A 15855-nucleotide genomic window follows, 5' to 3' on the forward strand; every position below is an offset into this window, starting at 1 on the left:
ATGCGGCTTAACTTAGTGCCATTAGGCATTACCCTATTTACACCTCTACTATGAGCTAGTCCGACTACCTTGCTAAGCTTATCTCTAGCTTTTTAGGCTCCAAGATAAGCATTCAGAAATAGCAAGGTTCTCCCAAGTTCCAAAGCAATCAGTTCATCTACCCGCTACGGACTCAGACCCCGACACCTCCACGCATACTCGCCTTTACGTATTGCGTAGTGCTGATTTCAGGCATATGAAAACCTTGATCAGGTGCGACGATGGTATATTACGGGGCTCAATACCTTCACTCGCGTTGTGGCTGATAGACCGCCCTTACTACAGCTTCATAATGTTCGTTACCTTGCATTATGTGTAGTTCGGTTCCAGACTGGTGGCTAGCCTTTTTCTGGGCTGGATTGTCCAGCTTGATTGCCTTAGCTTTGCTTGGCGCACTCATAATCAATCACCTTCAATTTTCAATAAAATTGAAATGTAACCCAGCTGGCAGCAAGTGTCTATATTTTAGCACCAAATTGTGTTGAACAAATTTCGCAAGTCATCTTGGCTAATACATAGGATTGCATTGAAATCTGTCATACATACCAGAACAATTTATAATGCTATCTTTAGAGACTATTATCAGAAACTACCATCTGAATCATAATCCTCACCAACATCAGCATTTAGCATTTCCTCTAAAAATATCATTGAGGCATTCCGTTGTATGTTTCCATTAGCAACCCTATAGACAAAACTTTGTTGAGGCTCACCGCCGCCTAAAGAAAAAGAAGGCACGCCCCCTGCAGGAAGCGACCTTGGGCTTTGAAGTGGTGCATTCTGAAGTGAGTTATGAGCTTCTATAGCTTCGTCTAATTCAGGATCTAAATAACCATAGGCTTCATCACCTGATATTGTACCCCTATAAGGTCTAAACATTTTCTTACCTCCAGTGTTGTTAAATTGATTAAATAAAAACTGATCAATATCAGTTAACAATCATATTATATAAAAATATCGATGGACGGTGTGTCCAGATTTAATTATTTTTTGTGTAAGTGACAAAAAATAAAACAGGGATTTAGTCGATAGCACTTTACTTGCCAAACGATCTATTGTAAAACAAAATGCTTAACACCTATCTGCCGAAACAAACTTTGTGTTAAAATAATGCTAAAAACTTAACAAAGATAAGTTAACCATGGCAACACAAAAAAATATTCAAACAATCACCGTCAAAAAAGGTCAGCGAATTTGCTGCCCTTTACCTGAGCATGCCTCCTGGAATAAACATCCGCGTGTTTATATTAATCTTGAAGATAAAAATGAAGGCATTTGCCCTTATTGCAGCACTCGTTTTGTTATTGAAGGCTTAGCACCTACTGATAGTGATGCGTAAATACCTGATTATCGCCCCCAACTGGGTGGGTGATATGGTGATGTCACAATCACTTTATCGTTATTTAAAAAACCTTTATCCTGATTGTGTTATTGACATTGCCGCGCCAAAGCATTGCTGTGATCTGGTGCAATTTATGCCAGAGATAAACAAGGCTTTGGCCCTTGATTTCAAACACGGAGAGTTTGGCCTTACTGCACGATTTAAAAAAGCGAAAACCTTTCGCAAACAAGGCTACACACATGCAATTGTGCTGCCTAATTCTTGGAAGTCAGCACTTATCCCCTTTTTTGCCAAAATAAAAAAGCGTACAGGCTGGCATGGTGAGGCGCGTTTTGTATTGCTTAATGACAGAAGAAAGCTTGATAAACAGCAATACCCACTGATGATCCAACGCTTTAACGCACTGGCGATCAACAAAAACCAAAACCTGCCTTATCAGCTCCCATTTCCACATTTTATTGTTGATCAAGCACAACAAAAACGCACGCTAGATAAATTCCAATTACAAACTTACTCACCCTTTGTTGCACTTTGCCCGGGGGCTGAATTTGGCCCGGCAAAGAAATGGCCAACAAAATACTATGCACAGGTTGCAAAGTTCTTACTTATGCAAGGATACCAGGTGCTTTTAATGGGTGGCGCTAAAGACCAGGAAACGACAAAAGAAATTACACAGATCTGCCAAGAACATCAAAACCTATACGACATGGCAGGAAAAACGACACTACCAGAGGCAGTTTATTTATTATCCTGTTGTATTCATGTGATCAGCAATGACTCAGGATTAATGCACATTGCCTGCGCGCTTGATATTCCCACGGTTGTTATCTATGGCTCAACTTCAGATCAATTCACCCCACCGTTGAGCAACAAAGCAAGTAGTTTATACCTTGATGGATTAAACTGCAGACCTTGCTTTAAACGTCAATGCCCACTAGGCCATATGGACTGTATGAATAAATTAACACCTGAAACCGTTATTGCGCATTTTGTGCAACGCCAATCAAGGCCTGAAGCATAATCTGCGTATAATCAGGTTCTTGAGGCACGCCTTTAACAGGTTTCATCGCTTCCAAAAACAGTTTTGAGCTCGTTGACAGTGAACAGCGTTTTAAGGATTCCAATGCGTCTTTAATCGCAGGGTACAGCTTTGCATCAATCTGGCCAATCTCATTACGTAACTGCGCTAAACTCATTTTGTCAGGCTGATAAGATGCTGGATCTTTGCGCCATTGATCCAGCCAATACTCTTCAATATATTTTGACAAATCCATCTGTACTTGCGCAAATATCAATAATGGATAAACAGGTAATCCCTGATCTTTTGCGATTTGCTCGACTCGGTTTAACACTTTAATCTCTTGCGCTGCGGCATAGGCAGGTTTCTTTTGCTCATACTTATCCGCAGCAACAAACTTCATTAATTGTGCACGATCAGCAACAAATTTAAATACGGTTTTCAGTGTATCTGTTTGACAATTAGACGCATATGCACTGCCTGCTAAAAATACAGCCATCATTAATACCTTTTTAATTATTCTCATCTTACCCTCTTTTACTCAGCATAAAGCCATGTTTTGGCTTTTTCATTCGCAATTTCACGAACAAGTTTTGGCACAAGATAGCCTGATGTAGCTGATTTTAATGCCTGATGTAGTACAATTGCCTTATCATCTGGCACTTCAAAATGTGCTGCACCTTGTACTTTATCCAATACATGAAGATAATACGGCAAAACCCCATGCAGAAACAAGCTTTCTGATAATTTTTTTAATATCGCCACATCGTCATTCACACCCTTTAATAAAGTTGATTGGTTTAAGAGTGTAAAATGGTTATTTCTAAGTTGAGATAACCCCCAGGCAACGTCTTCTGCCATTTCATTGGGATGGTTCATATGAATAACCATCACCTTTTGCAGTCTTGTATTCTCAAAAACGTTTAATAACGACTGGTTAATGCGTTCAGGTAAGACAACAGGGATTCGACTGTGGATTCTTAAACGCTTCACATGCGCTATCTGATCAAGTGCATCAATAAAATATGCTAAAGTTGAATCATTATGCATCAGTGGATCTCCACCGCTTAAAATAACTTCATCAACTTCTGGATGGGATCTGATATATTCAAAAGCACGCTGCCAGTCTTTTTTGCCCTGAGTATTCGCTGTATAGTCAAACTCGCGGCGGAAACAATAACGGCAGTGCACTGCACAGGCAGGATGTGTAATTAACAATACGCGATTTTGATATTTGTGTAACAAGCCAGGCACCTCGATAAACGCACTCTCTGACAAAGGGTCACTGACAAAACCCTGCTGTATAAAATTCTCTTGACTAACAGGCAAGATTTGACGAAGCAAAGGGTCATTAACATCGCCTTTTTTCATTCTATTGACAAAACTTATCGGTACGCGCATTGCAAAACGTTTTGGGCTAATTACAGGTAATGCATCTTCTGGCAAATCCAAATAAGCAGCCAGCTCCTGCCAGTTTGTAAAGGCTGACTGTAATGCTTTTTTCCAACTTGGCTGCATTGTGCCCTGTTTTAGTAATCTGTTTTGATGTATCATAATCGCGTTTTACATAAAAATTTATCGCTAAATATACTAGAGAGGAATAAGATGGCAAGTTTTAGTACAAACGAATTTAAAAACGGCCTTAAAATTTTACTTGATGGCACACCGATGGCAATCGTTGACAATGAGATCGTTAAACCAGGAAAAGGCCAGGCTTTTAACCGTGTTAAATTACGCAACCTGATCAATGGTCGTGTCATTGAAAAAACATTTAAATCAGGTGAGAGCGTTGAAGCTGCTGATGTCATGGAAGTAGAAGCCAGCTATTCTTATTTTGACGGTGAATTCCACGTATTTATGAATGATGACACATTTGAGCAGTACAGCGTTAGTGAAACGGCATTAGGTGATGCTAAAAAATGGGTTAAAGAACAAGATCCTTGCACAATTACTTTATTTAACAACGAACCGATTAGCATCACACCACCTAATTTTGTGCAGTTAAAAATCACAGAAACAGATCCAGGCTTAAAGGGTGATACCGCTGGTACCGGCGGAAAACCTGCCACACTTGAAACCGGTGCAGTAGTGCGTGTTCCGTTATTCCTGCAAATCGGTGAGGTTATTAAAGTAGATACGCGTACTGGCGAGTATGTTTCTCGCGTGAAAGACTAAAAACCTTATGTTGCTATCACCCATTCAAATAGCTTATAGGTGATATGCATAATATAAACCATCAAACTTAAAAGGATTTACTATGTCTCAACAGAATTTGGTCTGGCTTGATTTGGAAATGACTGGGCTTGAACTTGATCACTGTCATATCATTGAAATTGCTGCGATTATTACTGACAGTGAACTTAATGTCATCGCTGAATCCCAGGCAATTGCTATTCACCAGCCAGATGAAATCATGGATAGCATGAACCAATGGTGCAAAACAACACATGGCGCATCAGGACTGACACAACGTGTTAAAGAAAGCAATATCAGCCTTAAAAAGGCCGAACAAATGATTTTAGATTTCATAAAGCCACACGTTGCTGAAAAAGCATCACCGCTGTGCGGCAACTCCATCTGGCAAGACAGACGTTTTCTTGCCAGATATATGCCTACTTTAGAAAACTACTTTCACTATCGGCTATTAGATGTCAGCGCTTTTAAAATTGCAGCAAATCTTTGGTCACCAGAGCTTGTAAATGGCTTTGAAAAGAAAAATGCGCACTTGGCATTAGATGACATTAAAGAGTCTATTGAAGAAATGAAATACTATAAAGATAATTTCTTGAAGCTGCCAATATAAGCATATATCGCTTACCTTCCCCCTCAAACCAGAACCCACCAGGGTTAAAAAACAATCTTCCTTTTCCCATGGATTTTTGCTAGAATACCCGGGTGTGTTTTAACAGATACATGATGACATTATTGATTTAATATAATATCGCTGTTAAAGTGCATGAACCTGCAAAGTCTGATTTGCAAAAATGCTAATGGTATAAACACCGCTAAGCATCGTTTGTATAATACTGCAAATGATTCGTGGCATTTCATCTCAAAGTAGTTTGTGATTAAATGTATACGATAAATGACCCATGTAGTCATACAGATTAAAGAAACTAACGTAGAGAAGAAGATAAGCTTAAATACGTTAAAAAAGAAACCGTATTACCATGATGGTTGATAAGAGAAACCACCATGAAATGCATGCAATAAAGAAAGTATTTATATAGGGCTTGTAAGTTACAGGTCACATAAGCCAATAAAAAGTAAAAATAACATTGGCAAATACTTTTAATCGTGTCACCACGAGTGAGCTGCGTTGATTTGAGAGATAGTATATTTTTGATAAAAATTTGACAAAATTTAAAACAATGTTAATAACAATAATAATAACAATGACAACTTGTCTATATTTAACCCGTATTTTTATAAATACCAGGCGGCTTTTGCCTGCTGAAATGCTATTTATTACCCTACTCAAATCCTCGCAGTTACTTGTTTCATCCCAGGGCAATAGGCCCTATAGAGGGAATCTAACAATTTTAAGAGGATATAATAATGAAAAAAATGCTGATCAATGCGCGCCAATCTGAAGAAACGCGTATTGCGATTGTTGAAAACAACCAGCTTATGGACTTAGACATTGAAAATGTTGATCGTGAACAAAAAAAGTCCAATATCTATAAAGCAAGAATATCACGCATAGAACCGAGTTTAAATGCAGTCTTTGTTAACTATGGTGAAGATAAAAATGGTTTTTTACCTTATAAGGAAATTGCGCCTGAATGCTTTAAAAAAGCGCCAGAAGACCAGAACACCCCTTTAAATGAACTATTAGACGTTGGCCAAGAGCTTATCGTGCAAATTGCAAAAGAAGAGCGAGGCTCTAAAGGTGCTGCACTAACGACTTTTATCACATTGGCAGGCTGTTATATGGTATTAATGCCAAATAATCCAAGTGCCGGTGGTATTTCACGCCGTATTGAAGGTGATGAACGACGCAAGCTTAAAGCACTTTTTGATTCGCTTACCATTCCAAAAGACATGGGGGTTATTATCCGAACTGCAGGTGTGGATCGCTCTGCAGATGAAATCCAGGCTGATTTAGATACTTTAGTTAATTTATGGGATGCCATTAAGCGGGTTTCTTACCAACGTAAAGCGCCTTTTTTAATTCATAAAGAAAGTGATATCACTATCCGTGCTATTCGAGATCACCTAAAAGAAGACGTTGAAGAAATCATCATTGATGAGCAAAACGCTTATGAAGATTTAAAAAGACAACTTAGCATGCTACGCCCACATTTTGTTGAGCGCTTACAGCTATACAAAAAAGAAATGCCATTATTTAATGCCCACCAAATTGAAAAACAGATTGAAAGTGCATTTAAAAGGGAAGTAACCTTACCATCTGGTGGCTCTATTGTTATTGACACCACAGAAGCATTAACTGCAATCGATATTAACTCTGCGCGTGCAACTAAAGGTGATAACATTGAAGAGACAGCACTTGCTACCAACTTAGAAGCTGCTGAAGAGATTGCAAGACAGCTTAGATTACGCGATTTAGGTGGCTTAATCGTTGTTGATTTTATTGATATGTCATTCTTTCCAAATCAAAAAACAGTTGAACAAAAACTTGTTGACATGCTTATGTCAGATCGTGCACGTATACAGATGACGCGCATTTCCAAATTTGGTCTGGTTGAAATTTCACGTCAACGCTTACAGGCCTCATTGGGTGAATCTGTCATGCATGCATGCCCACGTTGTCAAGGACATGGATTTATCCGCTCTGTGCCATCCATTTCCTTATCCATTCTTCGCAATGTTCGTGCTGAGGCATTACGCGATAAAACCAATGAAATTCGCGTTCAATTGCCAGTAGATGTTGCCACTTTTCTGCTTAACGAAAAGCGTGAAGAAATCTATCAAATTGAGTCAAGCTTAAATGTTAAAGTGCTATTGATTCCTAATGCGAACTTACAATCACCTCATTATAATATTCAAAGAATCTGGGGTGATGTGTATAATGCAAACAGACCAAGTTTTGACCTTGTGGAAAAAGAAAAGGATGTTGCTCTGCATAAAACGCCAAAACAAGATAAATCAAAACAGCCTGCACTTAAATCCGCACAAGCAAAAACAAACGTTCAGCGTACTGAACAGGTGCAAAAACCGGCTGAAAAAATAGCACAGCAATCAACGCCTAAAAAAGGTTTTTGGGCAAAATTACGTGATTTCTTCTTTAAAGAAGAAACCAGCAGCGAGCCAAAAGCACCAGCACAACAGGAAAAAGCAAGCGGCACGCACACAAAGCCACAACAAAAAACACAACAAAGGCAAGGCAACTCACAACAAAGACAGCAAAAACCTGCACGGGCTGATAATAATCAATATAGAGACAGAAAGTCAGATAACCGCCAGTCACAAGGTGGCAGACAAGGCCAACAGCGTGTAGATCATCGCAATAATGGCAATGAAGGCAAAAATAACAATCGTTCTCGCCAAAGCAGTAATCGCATGCAAGTGCACCAAAGCGAAGAAGTTGTTGATATCGCCAGCATGAAAAAAGAGTCTCCTTTAGCCATAAAAGCGGCAAAAGAAAGAGCGATGATGAAAACAATTTCAACCACACCGGAAGAAAAAATTTCAATCATGGTGAAAGAAGTGCTTGCAGAGACTACAGCATTAAGTGATACAGTTTCTCAGCAGGTTGAAACTCAGGTCAGCAATACGCGCAAAACAAAATATTTAAACTTTGAGGTTGTCACGCTTGATTTTACGAAAGCTGATAATGAAAAGCCTAAGAAAAAAGCCGTTGAAGCTACTAAAAAGAGCATGGCAGAAGAAGCTGCCGCCGGCAAAGAAGAAAGCGTGATTGAAAATCAGGATACCCAACCAGAAGCAACTGTTGATATCATTGTTGGTGAAACAACGCCGCAACAACCGGCAAAGCCAAAAACTGATGAACAACCACAGAAAAAAGCACAAAGCCGAGCGCAAACTAAAAAAGCAAAAGCCGGCGAAGGCGAAATTGACTCTGCTGATGCATCGCAAAACAAAAAGCCGCGCACAAAAAAGGCAAATAAAAAACCAGCCTTTGTCGTCTACTCACCGGCAATAGGTGCCAGTGATCAAGGGTTTGTTCCACAAGATTATGCTAAGTCTGAGGAGTAAAGCTGCTATAAGGGGCATAAGCTTAACCTTGCCCCCTATTATAAGATCAAACGGTAAAAAGATTTAATATATGTGCGCTTTGTGGAAGCGCACCTTTACCATTAATGCTGACAACAAGGCCGTTATACGGCAAAGTTATATCAAATGACTGGTTATTTGCCATTTGTAAACATCGCCCGATAACTTGGTCCTTTTGAACTTTTTGTCCTGGTGATATAAACCACTCATATAAACCACCTCTTGGTGCATATATCGCCTTAAAGCTTTCACGCGTGTGGTACTGCACAGTTTTAATTCCCTTAGGGCTGGCTGGTAACACATTTTTATATGCCAGATAATTTACAATGCCATCGGCTTGTCTTTGGGCACGCTTTTGATCAATAACCTCTTCAGGGCCAAGTTCAAGGGTAAAACTGTCAATCAATACATCTTCTTTACGATTTTGGCGCAAAAAGGCTTGCTGCAAACGCCACCATGGGCAGAAAATAGCTTCATCCATCGCCCCACCAAAGTTATTACCAATTAATAATACATGCGCAAAGCCAAACTGCCCTGATGCCTCTTGGGCATAAAGCGGGCTATATAAATAATCAATAGCATTGGTATCGGTGTGCAAATCAAGTACAATATCAGCTTTAACAGCATGCCTTTGCACTGAATAGGCCAGGCGCTTTGCTCTGGTTAATGACAGATTGTCAGATAAAGCCTTATCAATTTCAGCAGCTAAAAGCGTTTTAAACTCCCTTTTATAGGCAGCAGTATCACTTGTTATATGTGATTGTGCAAATGCATCATAATCAATTTCAGGACATAAATAATAGCGGTTCCAGTTATCGCCGTTCATCGCATCAAATCGCCCTTGGTGTCCAGCACCTGCCCGATGCATCAAACCAATCGGATTACATTGCGGTATGATGGTGATATCACCCAAGGGCTGCTTCTGACAAAAATGTGCCAGAAGCTCAAAAATCACTGCATTTCCCTGAATCTCAGCGGCATGCATGCTTGCTTGCATATAGACACTTGGTGCAGTTTGACCTTTCCCTTTAATATAAATGATTTTAACCGTTAAATCTTTGCCACTGGCATCTTGCCCAACAGCCATGTTCTCTTCAGAAATGTAATGGGGATATACTATACTAACCAACTATCTGCTCCTTTATTTTCTCTTATAATCGATACATGGCCATCAGCACATACAACCTCAGCTGGCAGCGTGTGACAAAGAAAAAATGGCATGCTTTCGGTAAAACCATAAGCACCGGTTTGCCCAAAGACAAGATAATCACCTTTTTGAATATCATCAGGCAAACGACAACTTCCTAGCTGATCAAGGCCAGTACACAAAGGCCCATGCAGCTGAAATTCTGCCATTAAGCTATCACTTTTACGTAAAAGTGCACAAGGAAAAGGCTGACCTGTTAATGCTGGGCGTAAAAGGTGCTGAGAGCCACCTTCTAAGACAAGTACATGCTTATCGGCAACAACCTTACGATCAATGACTTTTGTTACATAACAGCCAAATTCACCCACGGCAAAACGACCAAGCTCCAGCCAATAATCAATATTTGGAAATTCGGTCTTTAATGTATTGAGTAAAACCTGCACGGCATTAACCGTAAGCTTTAAATGCGTTTGTTGATAGCTTATACCCAGACCACCACCTAGATCAATCACCCGCAAATGCAAATCAAGTTTGCTTGCCAGATCAATCAGCGCTGTCGTACTTGTATGCCAAATATGATAAAGCTTATCTGCTGATAATATATTCCCCCACTGAAAGCAATGAAGCCCGATTACATCAACAAAAGGAATTTTTTGTAAATTCACTTTAGCTAAGCCTTTAACCCAGTCATTAGACATGAGCCCAAATGGGGTAATACCATGCCCACCCAAAACATTTTTTTGTGCCTCAGGCCAGGCCAGTTGAACACGCAGTAAAACCTGAACAGGTACCCTTTTTTCTGCCGCAACCTTTACAATATCATGAAATTGTTGAATGCTTTCGATAACAAAAATTCGCACCCCTTTTTCAACAAAGTACTGTAATTGTGCAAAGGACTTTGCAGGGCCTGTATGCAGTATATCATGCGGCGAAACCCCTTGTTTTAATACCTGTTCAAGCTCACCAATACTGGCAACATCAAAGCGCATTTTAGTTTTATGTAGCGCTTGGATAATGCTTGATAAAGGATTAGCTTTAAGTGCATACCAAAGTGTAACTGGCAAATGTTGCAATTGATTGATATGCGCCTGTAAGGCATCAATATCATAATAAAAAAATGATCCTGAAAGCTTCTGTGTTAACTTTTGCAAACGGTCTTGGTGAGTCGATAACATCTAACGCAATGCCTCTTCCAGGGTTAAAGATTTTTCACTCTTATCGTCACGGTATTTCACAATAACAGGGCACGCGGCATGTAAACCCTGCTTTTGTGCCCACGGTTGGTTTAATGGCCTTGAGCCAGGAATCACAACAGCACCCTCAGGAATCTTTTCACCTTTACCCAAAACACGTTCATGTACACAATCATATACCTGCACTCCTTGAGATAACACAACAGAAGGTGCAATAACACTTCGTTTGCCAATAACAATACCCTCAACAATAACCGCATCAGCACCGACAAAAACATTGTCTTCAATTACAACAGGATTCATGCCAATAGGTTCCAGCACACCACCTATTTGCACACCCGCAGATAAGTGAACATTTTTACCAATTTGTGCGCATGATCCAACCAGAACATGGCTGTCAACCATAGTGCCTTCATCAACATAAGCGCCAGTATTAATATAAGCCGGTGGCATAATAATAACAGAAGGTGCAACATAAGCACCTGTACGCACAGCTGAGCCACCTGGGACCATACGCACACCATCACCCACATCAAAGGCTCTTGGTGCAAGATTATGTTTATCAACAAACCCCGTATAAGCACCATTGTATGTGGTATTTTGCCCAGATTTAAATGCGGCAAGGATTGCTTGCTTAACTTCTTTATTGGCTTGCCATTGGCCGTTTGAATCTTGCTGGGCTGAGCGAATATGACCTTCTTGTAAGGCTTCTAATACATTTTGCCAACTCACGCGCTTACTCCTTCTTTATTCATGTGAAACCATTGTTGAACTTCATTATCTGCCTGTTGTAATAAGGTAATATCACGTAAATCACTGGCATCTAACGGTAGTCTTAAAGTATTGCTGGCAATGACACCTTTATGGTGCAACCATACTTTTGCAGGAATTGGATTTGATGCACAAAAACATGCTGAGGTTGCCAGCTGCCATGTATTGTTTGTGTGTGTATCAATATCGCCATCAAGGCTTTTTTGCACATAAAGCAATGCCTCAGACGGCCATATATTGGCAACAACAGATACAAGACCGCGCGCACCAAGGCGACCTAATTGTGGCATTAAACCATCCTCGCCGCTGAAGATTGCCAAATTTGGCATGGTTTTTTGATACTGTTTAAAGCGCTCAATATCTCCCGAGGCTTCTTTTAATGCCCATAAGTTAGGATGCGATGATAAATTTTTAATCACATCATAATGCAAATTCACACCCGTACGCGAGGGTACATTGTATAACATGCAAGGCTTATTCGCTTTATCAAGCAATGCTTTAAACCATGCACTCTGGCCTTTCGCACCAGGTTTAGCATAAAGCGGTGTTACCATTAAATAACCATCAATCCTTGAAAATTGATTACAGTACTCCAGCCATTGTAGCTGCTCGGCTAAACGAAATCCACCGACACCCACCAACAAAGGAAAATTGAAATCCAGCTTAATTACAAACCTGACCAATTCCCTTTGTTCTGATTGATCTAAAGCGATTCCCTCTCCTGTACTACCTAAAAGTACTACCCCACAGCCGGCATCTGCCTGAGCCTTTAATAGGTTTTGCAAGCTTTGATAATCAACCGCACCATCAGCCTGCATTGGTGTGACAATAGCCGTCCATACTTGTGTGTTTGTTACCATGATACACTCCTTACAAGTTCGTTAAATTGATAAAAACCTTTTAATTCTGGATGTTCAAGAAGATACCTTGCTGCCCATATTGCACCTTGTGCAAAAAGTTTGCGATCATGGGCAGTATGTGTCAGCTCGATCGTTTCAAACGGATTGTGAATAACCAGCTGATGCGTACCCTTAACATCTTCTTTACGAATCGATTCAATCGGGCAGTTTTCAACACCTAACCAGTCTTGCCAGGATAAAGCAGTACCACTGGGTGCATCAACTTTATTAACATGATGCGTCTCACTTAAAGAAAATTGACTTTGCTGGGTTAACCCCTGCAGGCGCCCTAACATCGCCAGTATTTCTTTAATTACCACCATTGATAAACTAAAATTATTCGCCACCACCCAAGCGGCATTGTTCTGCTGGATTTGTGCTGTTAGCGCACCTGTCCACTGAAACCCTGTTACACCACATACAACAGGTATCTGTGATTGTAAAAGCTCAGGGAGAATGCTTGCAAATACAGTTGCATTAACAAAAACAATGGCAATATCAGCTATTTTAAGTTTTTCTGCCGTTACCTTATTTTTTGAATCATAAACTGCTTGAACGCTATCTTTTCCTAAAAGCTCAATCACAGCGCTGCCTGTTTTTCCTTTACCAATCACCGCAACCTTCATGCGCTTACCTCCTGCATATTATTAGTCATTAAAAATGTTTGGTAAATTTTTTCAATCACTTGCTTTGCTACTGTCGTATCAACCAACATACAGATATTATGACCACTTGCGCCATGACAAAAAAGGCGAATATTATAATTTTTCAAACACGCAAATAAAGCACCACTAATACCTTTGGTTTCATTAAGCTGGTTGCCTATTACTGCAACCAAAGATAAGCCATTTTGTATTTGAATATCCACCTGTCCTAAGGCTTTTAGTTCGGCTAAAAGCGCTGGGGTTAACAAGCTATCGCCTGTAGAGCAACCTGTTGTATTATCAAGCGTTAATGCAATACTGACCTCACTTGTCGTGACCAAATCAACGCCAATATTATGCTTTGATAAAACACTAAAGACACGCGCCAAAAAACCTTTGGCATGGAACATATCAAAGGATTTAATCGTCAGCAATGTTTGATTTTTACGCTCAGCAATTGCTCGAATAACGGGCGTTTGCACCGCTTTTTGCTTTGGTGTAATCCAACTACCACCTTGTTTTGGTGAAAATGTTGATCCCACAAATACATGAATATTAGCGCGTATTGCCGGCCATAACGTTGCAGGGTGCAGCACTTTTGCACCAAAAGTCGCTAATTCCGCTGCCTCATTAAAACTCAATGAATCGATGACACAGGCTTTGGAAGTAGTGCGTGGATCAACCTGGTAAATACCATTTACATCTGTCCATATCTGTAATGATTTTGCCCCAATGGCTTCTGAAATTAAAGCGCCAGAGAAATCACTGCCACCTCGGCCTAAAGTTGTCGTATTACCCTGCTCATCGCTACCAATAAAGCCTTCTGTAACAACGACGTATTCATTTACATAAGGATAAATCGCCTGAGCGGCTTGTTGAGAGATTGCTTTTGTGTCTGGTTTCGCCTGTCCATGGTGACTATCTGTCTTCATAAACCATTTTGCTGGAATGTATTTAGTTGGAATATGTTTTCTGGCCAAAAACTCACTGACCAGCATCGCTGAAATCCGCTCCCCAAAAGAGAGAATTTCATCGGCGATCTGTTGGTTATACATCCGTGTGCTTATCTGGCCTAATGTCATAAGCTCTGATAAAAGCTTTTGAAGTTTGTCATAAACTGCTGGCAAATTAATATACTCAGCAATCGGCATGACAATTGACTGAATCTCTTGAATTAAAGCCTTTATATCAACGGGTTGCTTTAAGGCTTTTGCCAATTTTACTAAAAGGTTTGTAACACCTGATTGCGCACTCACCACAACGACTTTAATATCAGGCGATGATAAGATAATATCAGCACAGTGCTCTAAAGCAGACACATTAGCAACACTTGTACCGCCAAACTTTGCAACAACTGGATGCATCATATAAGCTCCCACTTTTTGCAACGCAGGAAGCTTGAGATTGATAAAAAAAGATACCAACATCAGAAGCGCCCCACGTTGTGATTCAACAACGTGACAGTGTTAATGCCTTTGAACATTAACCCCAAGAAGCTTTCCCATAACTTAAAACTTCTTTCGGCGCTGACGCTGTTATTTATTGATCAACAAGGGTTATGCCTTTCCCAATAATAACGACGCTAGCGCACCTCTTCTTTTAATTACAATAACTACTATAACGTGATTAATTTGCAAACGTCAAACAGGTTCTGGTTTTTTTAAGATACGGAACCAAGTAATATGATCACTTATCATCTACAATCCATAACGCATCCAAATTGGCAAAACTTTTTGGATATCTGTCATAAATTTAAAAAGGCCAATATTCATTTCCTGGTTTCCATTAGGATCTGTAACCAGGCGAGGAAAGGCAATTCCTGTGCCAAAAAGCCCAGGCGCAATAATGCCAGAAGTCTTATCATAGCCTGCTGGATTAATCGATTGAATTTTTGGTACACGCGGCTTAAAACCGATAGCATACACCACTTTACTGCAACTTGGAAAATGCGCATCAATAATCTCAGGATGACAAAGATATCTTTCGACTTTTGGGTGTAGGGATTTTGAAATATTTTGCCTTGCCCAAAGTGCCGTTTGTCCTTTAAGCCCTGTATTGTCATATAACACCCAATCCCCCATATCAACGGCATAGCGCAAAGGGGAGGTAAAAAAGTTCATGACTTTTTTAGCACCTGCATCTAATAAATTCTTGATGATAATCATTGCTGAATGAGAAGAACCAAACACGGCAACCGTATCATCTTCTTGAATCACCTTAGCCAATTGATCTGGCTTTAGTGCAGCTTCAAGATGAATGCACTTGGGATTGGTATACTCTAAATCCAATGATTTGGGTGTCGCACCTGTTGCTAAAATGACTTTCTCAACAGCAAAAGTGTCTTGAGCCGTTTGTAAATGCCAAGCGCCCTGATTAACATATAGTTCATTGACACTTGTCTTGATAGAAAAAACTTTTTGACATAAATGATCTGTCACCCACTGCAAAGCATCAGCAACATATTGGAGTTTTGAAAATCCATGCTGATCTAATGTATCTATAACAAATGATTTAGGCCTGTTTTGATAGTCAAACGAAGACACGCCATGCAAAAAATCCAGGAATAATTTAACCTTAGTATTACGTAACCGCTCCATAAAGGGC

Annotated in this window: 16 protein-coding genes and 1 riboswitch; of the genes, 5 read left to right on the forward strand and 11 right to left on the reverse strand. The window is 40.0% G+C overall.

Annotation, left to right across the window (positions count from 1 at the left end; all coding sequences use genetic code 11):
- Window positions 1–286: 286 nt before the first annotated feature.
- Window positions 287–439: a hypothetical protein gene (locus DNK84_RS14175; protein WP_162902112.1), complete on the reverse strand. Its 153-nt coding sequence runs from the start codon at window positions 437–439 to the stop codon at window positions 287–289.
- A 182-nt stretch (window positions 440–621) separates the two neighbouring features.
- Complete coding sequence (locus DNK84_RS01985; RefSeq protein ID WP_119342904.1) at window positions 622–918, reverse strand: hypothetical protein; 297 nt, start codon at window positions 916–918, stop codon at window positions 622–624.
- Window positions 919–1180: 262 nt separating this feature from the next.
- Between DNK84_RS01985 and DNK84_RS01990 the strand changes: the two genes are divergently transcribed.
- Together DNK84_RS01990 and waaF are read left to right on the forward strand one after the other, a co-directional pair.
- Window positions 1181–1378 carry a zinc-finger domain-containing protein gene (locus tag DNK84_RS01990; protein WP_119342905.1) on the forward strand — a complete coding sequence of 66 codons (198 nt, stop codon included), beginning with the start codon at window positions 1181–1183 and terminating at the stop codon, window positions 1376–1378.
- On the forward strand, window positions 1371–2402 hold the full coding sequence (gene waaF, locus DNK84_RS01995) for a lipopolysaccharide heptosyltransferase II (RefSeq protein ID WP_119342906.1): 1032 nt from the start codon (window positions 1371–1373) through the stop codon (window positions 2400–2402). The genes DNK84_RS01990 and waaF overlap by 8 nt, the downstream gene beginning before the upstream one ends.
- On the opposite strand, the gene DNK84_RS02000 is transcribed toward waaF, so the two are convergent.
- The gene (locus DNK84_RS02000; RefSeq protein WP_119342907.1) at window positions 2359–2925 is read right to left on the reverse strand and encodes a chorismate mutase; all 567 of its coding nucleotides are present in this window, start codon (window positions 2923–2925) and stop codon (window positions 2359–2361) included. The genes waaF and DNK84_RS02000 overlap by 44 nt on opposite strands.
- 11 nt (window positions 2926–2936) lie before the next feature.
- On the reverse strand, window positions 2937–3917 hold the full coding sequence (epmB, locus tag DNK84_RS02005; protein ID WP_162902150.1) for an EF-P beta-lysylation protein EpmB: 981 nt from the start codon (window positions 3915–3917) through the stop codon (window positions 2937–2939).
- Between the two features lie 87 nt (window positions 3918–4004).
- Here epmB and efp point away from each other — a divergent pair, with 87 nt between their 5' ends.
- The 3 genes from efp to DNK84_RS02025 all read left to right on the forward strand — a co-directional run bounded on the left by efp (window position 4005) and on the right by DNK84_RS02025 (window position 8579).
- Complete coding sequence (efp, locus tag DNK84_RS02010) at window positions 4005–4574, forward strand: elongation factor P (RefSeq protein WP_119342909.1); 570 nt, start codon at window positions 4005–4007, stop codon at window positions 4572–4574.
- Window positions 4575–4656: 82 nt separating this feature from the next.
- Complete coding sequence (gene orn / locus DNK84_RS02015; RefSeq protein ID WP_119342910.1) at window positions 4657–5202, forward strand: oligoribonuclease; 546 nt, start codon at window positions 4657–4659, stop codon at window positions 5200–5202.
- Between the two features lie 755 nt (window positions 5203–5957).
- Window positions 5958–8579 carry an Rne/Rng family ribonuclease gene (locus DNK84_RS02025; RefSeq protein ID WP_119342912.1) on the forward strand — a complete coding sequence of 874 codons (2622 nt, stop codon included), beginning with the start codon at window positions 5958–5960 and terminating at the stop codon, window positions 8577–8579.
- 46 nt (window positions 8580–8625) lie between these two features.
- Here the strand turns inward: DNK84_RS02025 and DNK84_RS02030 are convergent, their stop codons facing one another.
- From DNK84_RS02030 to DNK84_RS02060, 7 genes are all read right to left on the reverse strand, one after another.
- A complete protein-coding gene (locus DNK84_RS02030) occupies window positions 8626–9726 on the reverse strand; it encodes a M14 family metallopeptidase (protein ID WP_235826801.1) in 1101 nt (366 codons plus the stop codon).
- Window positions 9714–10919, reverse strand: a complete 1206-nt coding sequence (locus DNK84_RS02035; protein WP_119342913.1) for a PLP-dependent decarboxylase — start codon at window positions 10917–10919, stop codon at window positions 9714–9716. Before DNK84_RS02035 ends, DNK84_RS02030 begins: the two co-directional genes overlap by 13 nt.
- Window positions 10920–11669 (reverse strand): 2,3,4,5-tetrahydropyridine-2,6-dicarboxylate N-succinyltransferase, encoded by a 750-nt coding sequence (locus tag DNK84_RS02040; protein WP_119342914.1) that lies wholly within the window; start codon window positions 11667–11669, stop codon window positions 10920–10922. It lies immediately after the preceding gene.
- On the reverse strand, window positions 11666–12568 hold the full coding sequence (gene dapA, locus DNK84_RS02045; protein ID WP_119342915.1) for a 4-hydroxy-tetrahydrodipicolinate synthase: 903 nt from the start codon (window positions 12566–12568) through the stop codon (window positions 11666–11668). The genes DNK84_RS02040 and dapA overlap by 4 nt, the downstream gene beginning before the upstream one ends.
- On the reverse strand, window positions 12562–13233 hold the full coding sequence (locus DNK84_RS02050; protein ID WP_119342916.1) for a 4-hydroxy-tetrahydrodipicolinate reductase: 672 nt from the start codon (window positions 13231–13233) through the stop codon (window positions 12562–12564). Before DNK84_RS02050 ends, dapA begins: the two co-directional genes overlap by 7 nt.
- Complete coding sequence (gene lysC, locus DNK84_RS02055) at window positions 13230–14678, reverse strand: lysine-sensitive aspartokinase 3 (protein ID WP_235826802.1); 1449 nt, start codon at window positions 14676–14678, stop codon at window positions 13230–13232. Before lysC ends, DNK84_RS02050 begins: the two co-directional genes overlap by 4 nt.
- A riboswitch (Lysine riboswitch) is annotated at window positions 14674–14855 on the reverse strand. It overlaps the preceding gene by 5 nt.
- A gap of 93 nt (window positions 14856–14948) precedes the next feature.
- Window positions 14949–15855, reverse strand: a 907-nt coding sequence (locus tag DNK84_RS02060) for a SidA/IucD/PvdA family monooxygenase (RefSeq protein ID WP_162902151.1), incomplete at its 5' end; no start/stop codon positions are given.

Source organism: Facilibium subflavum, from assembly GCF_003574485.1.
Lineage (GTDB): Bacteria > Pseudomonadota > Gammaproteobacteria > Francisellales > Francisellaceae > Facilibium > Facilibium subflavum.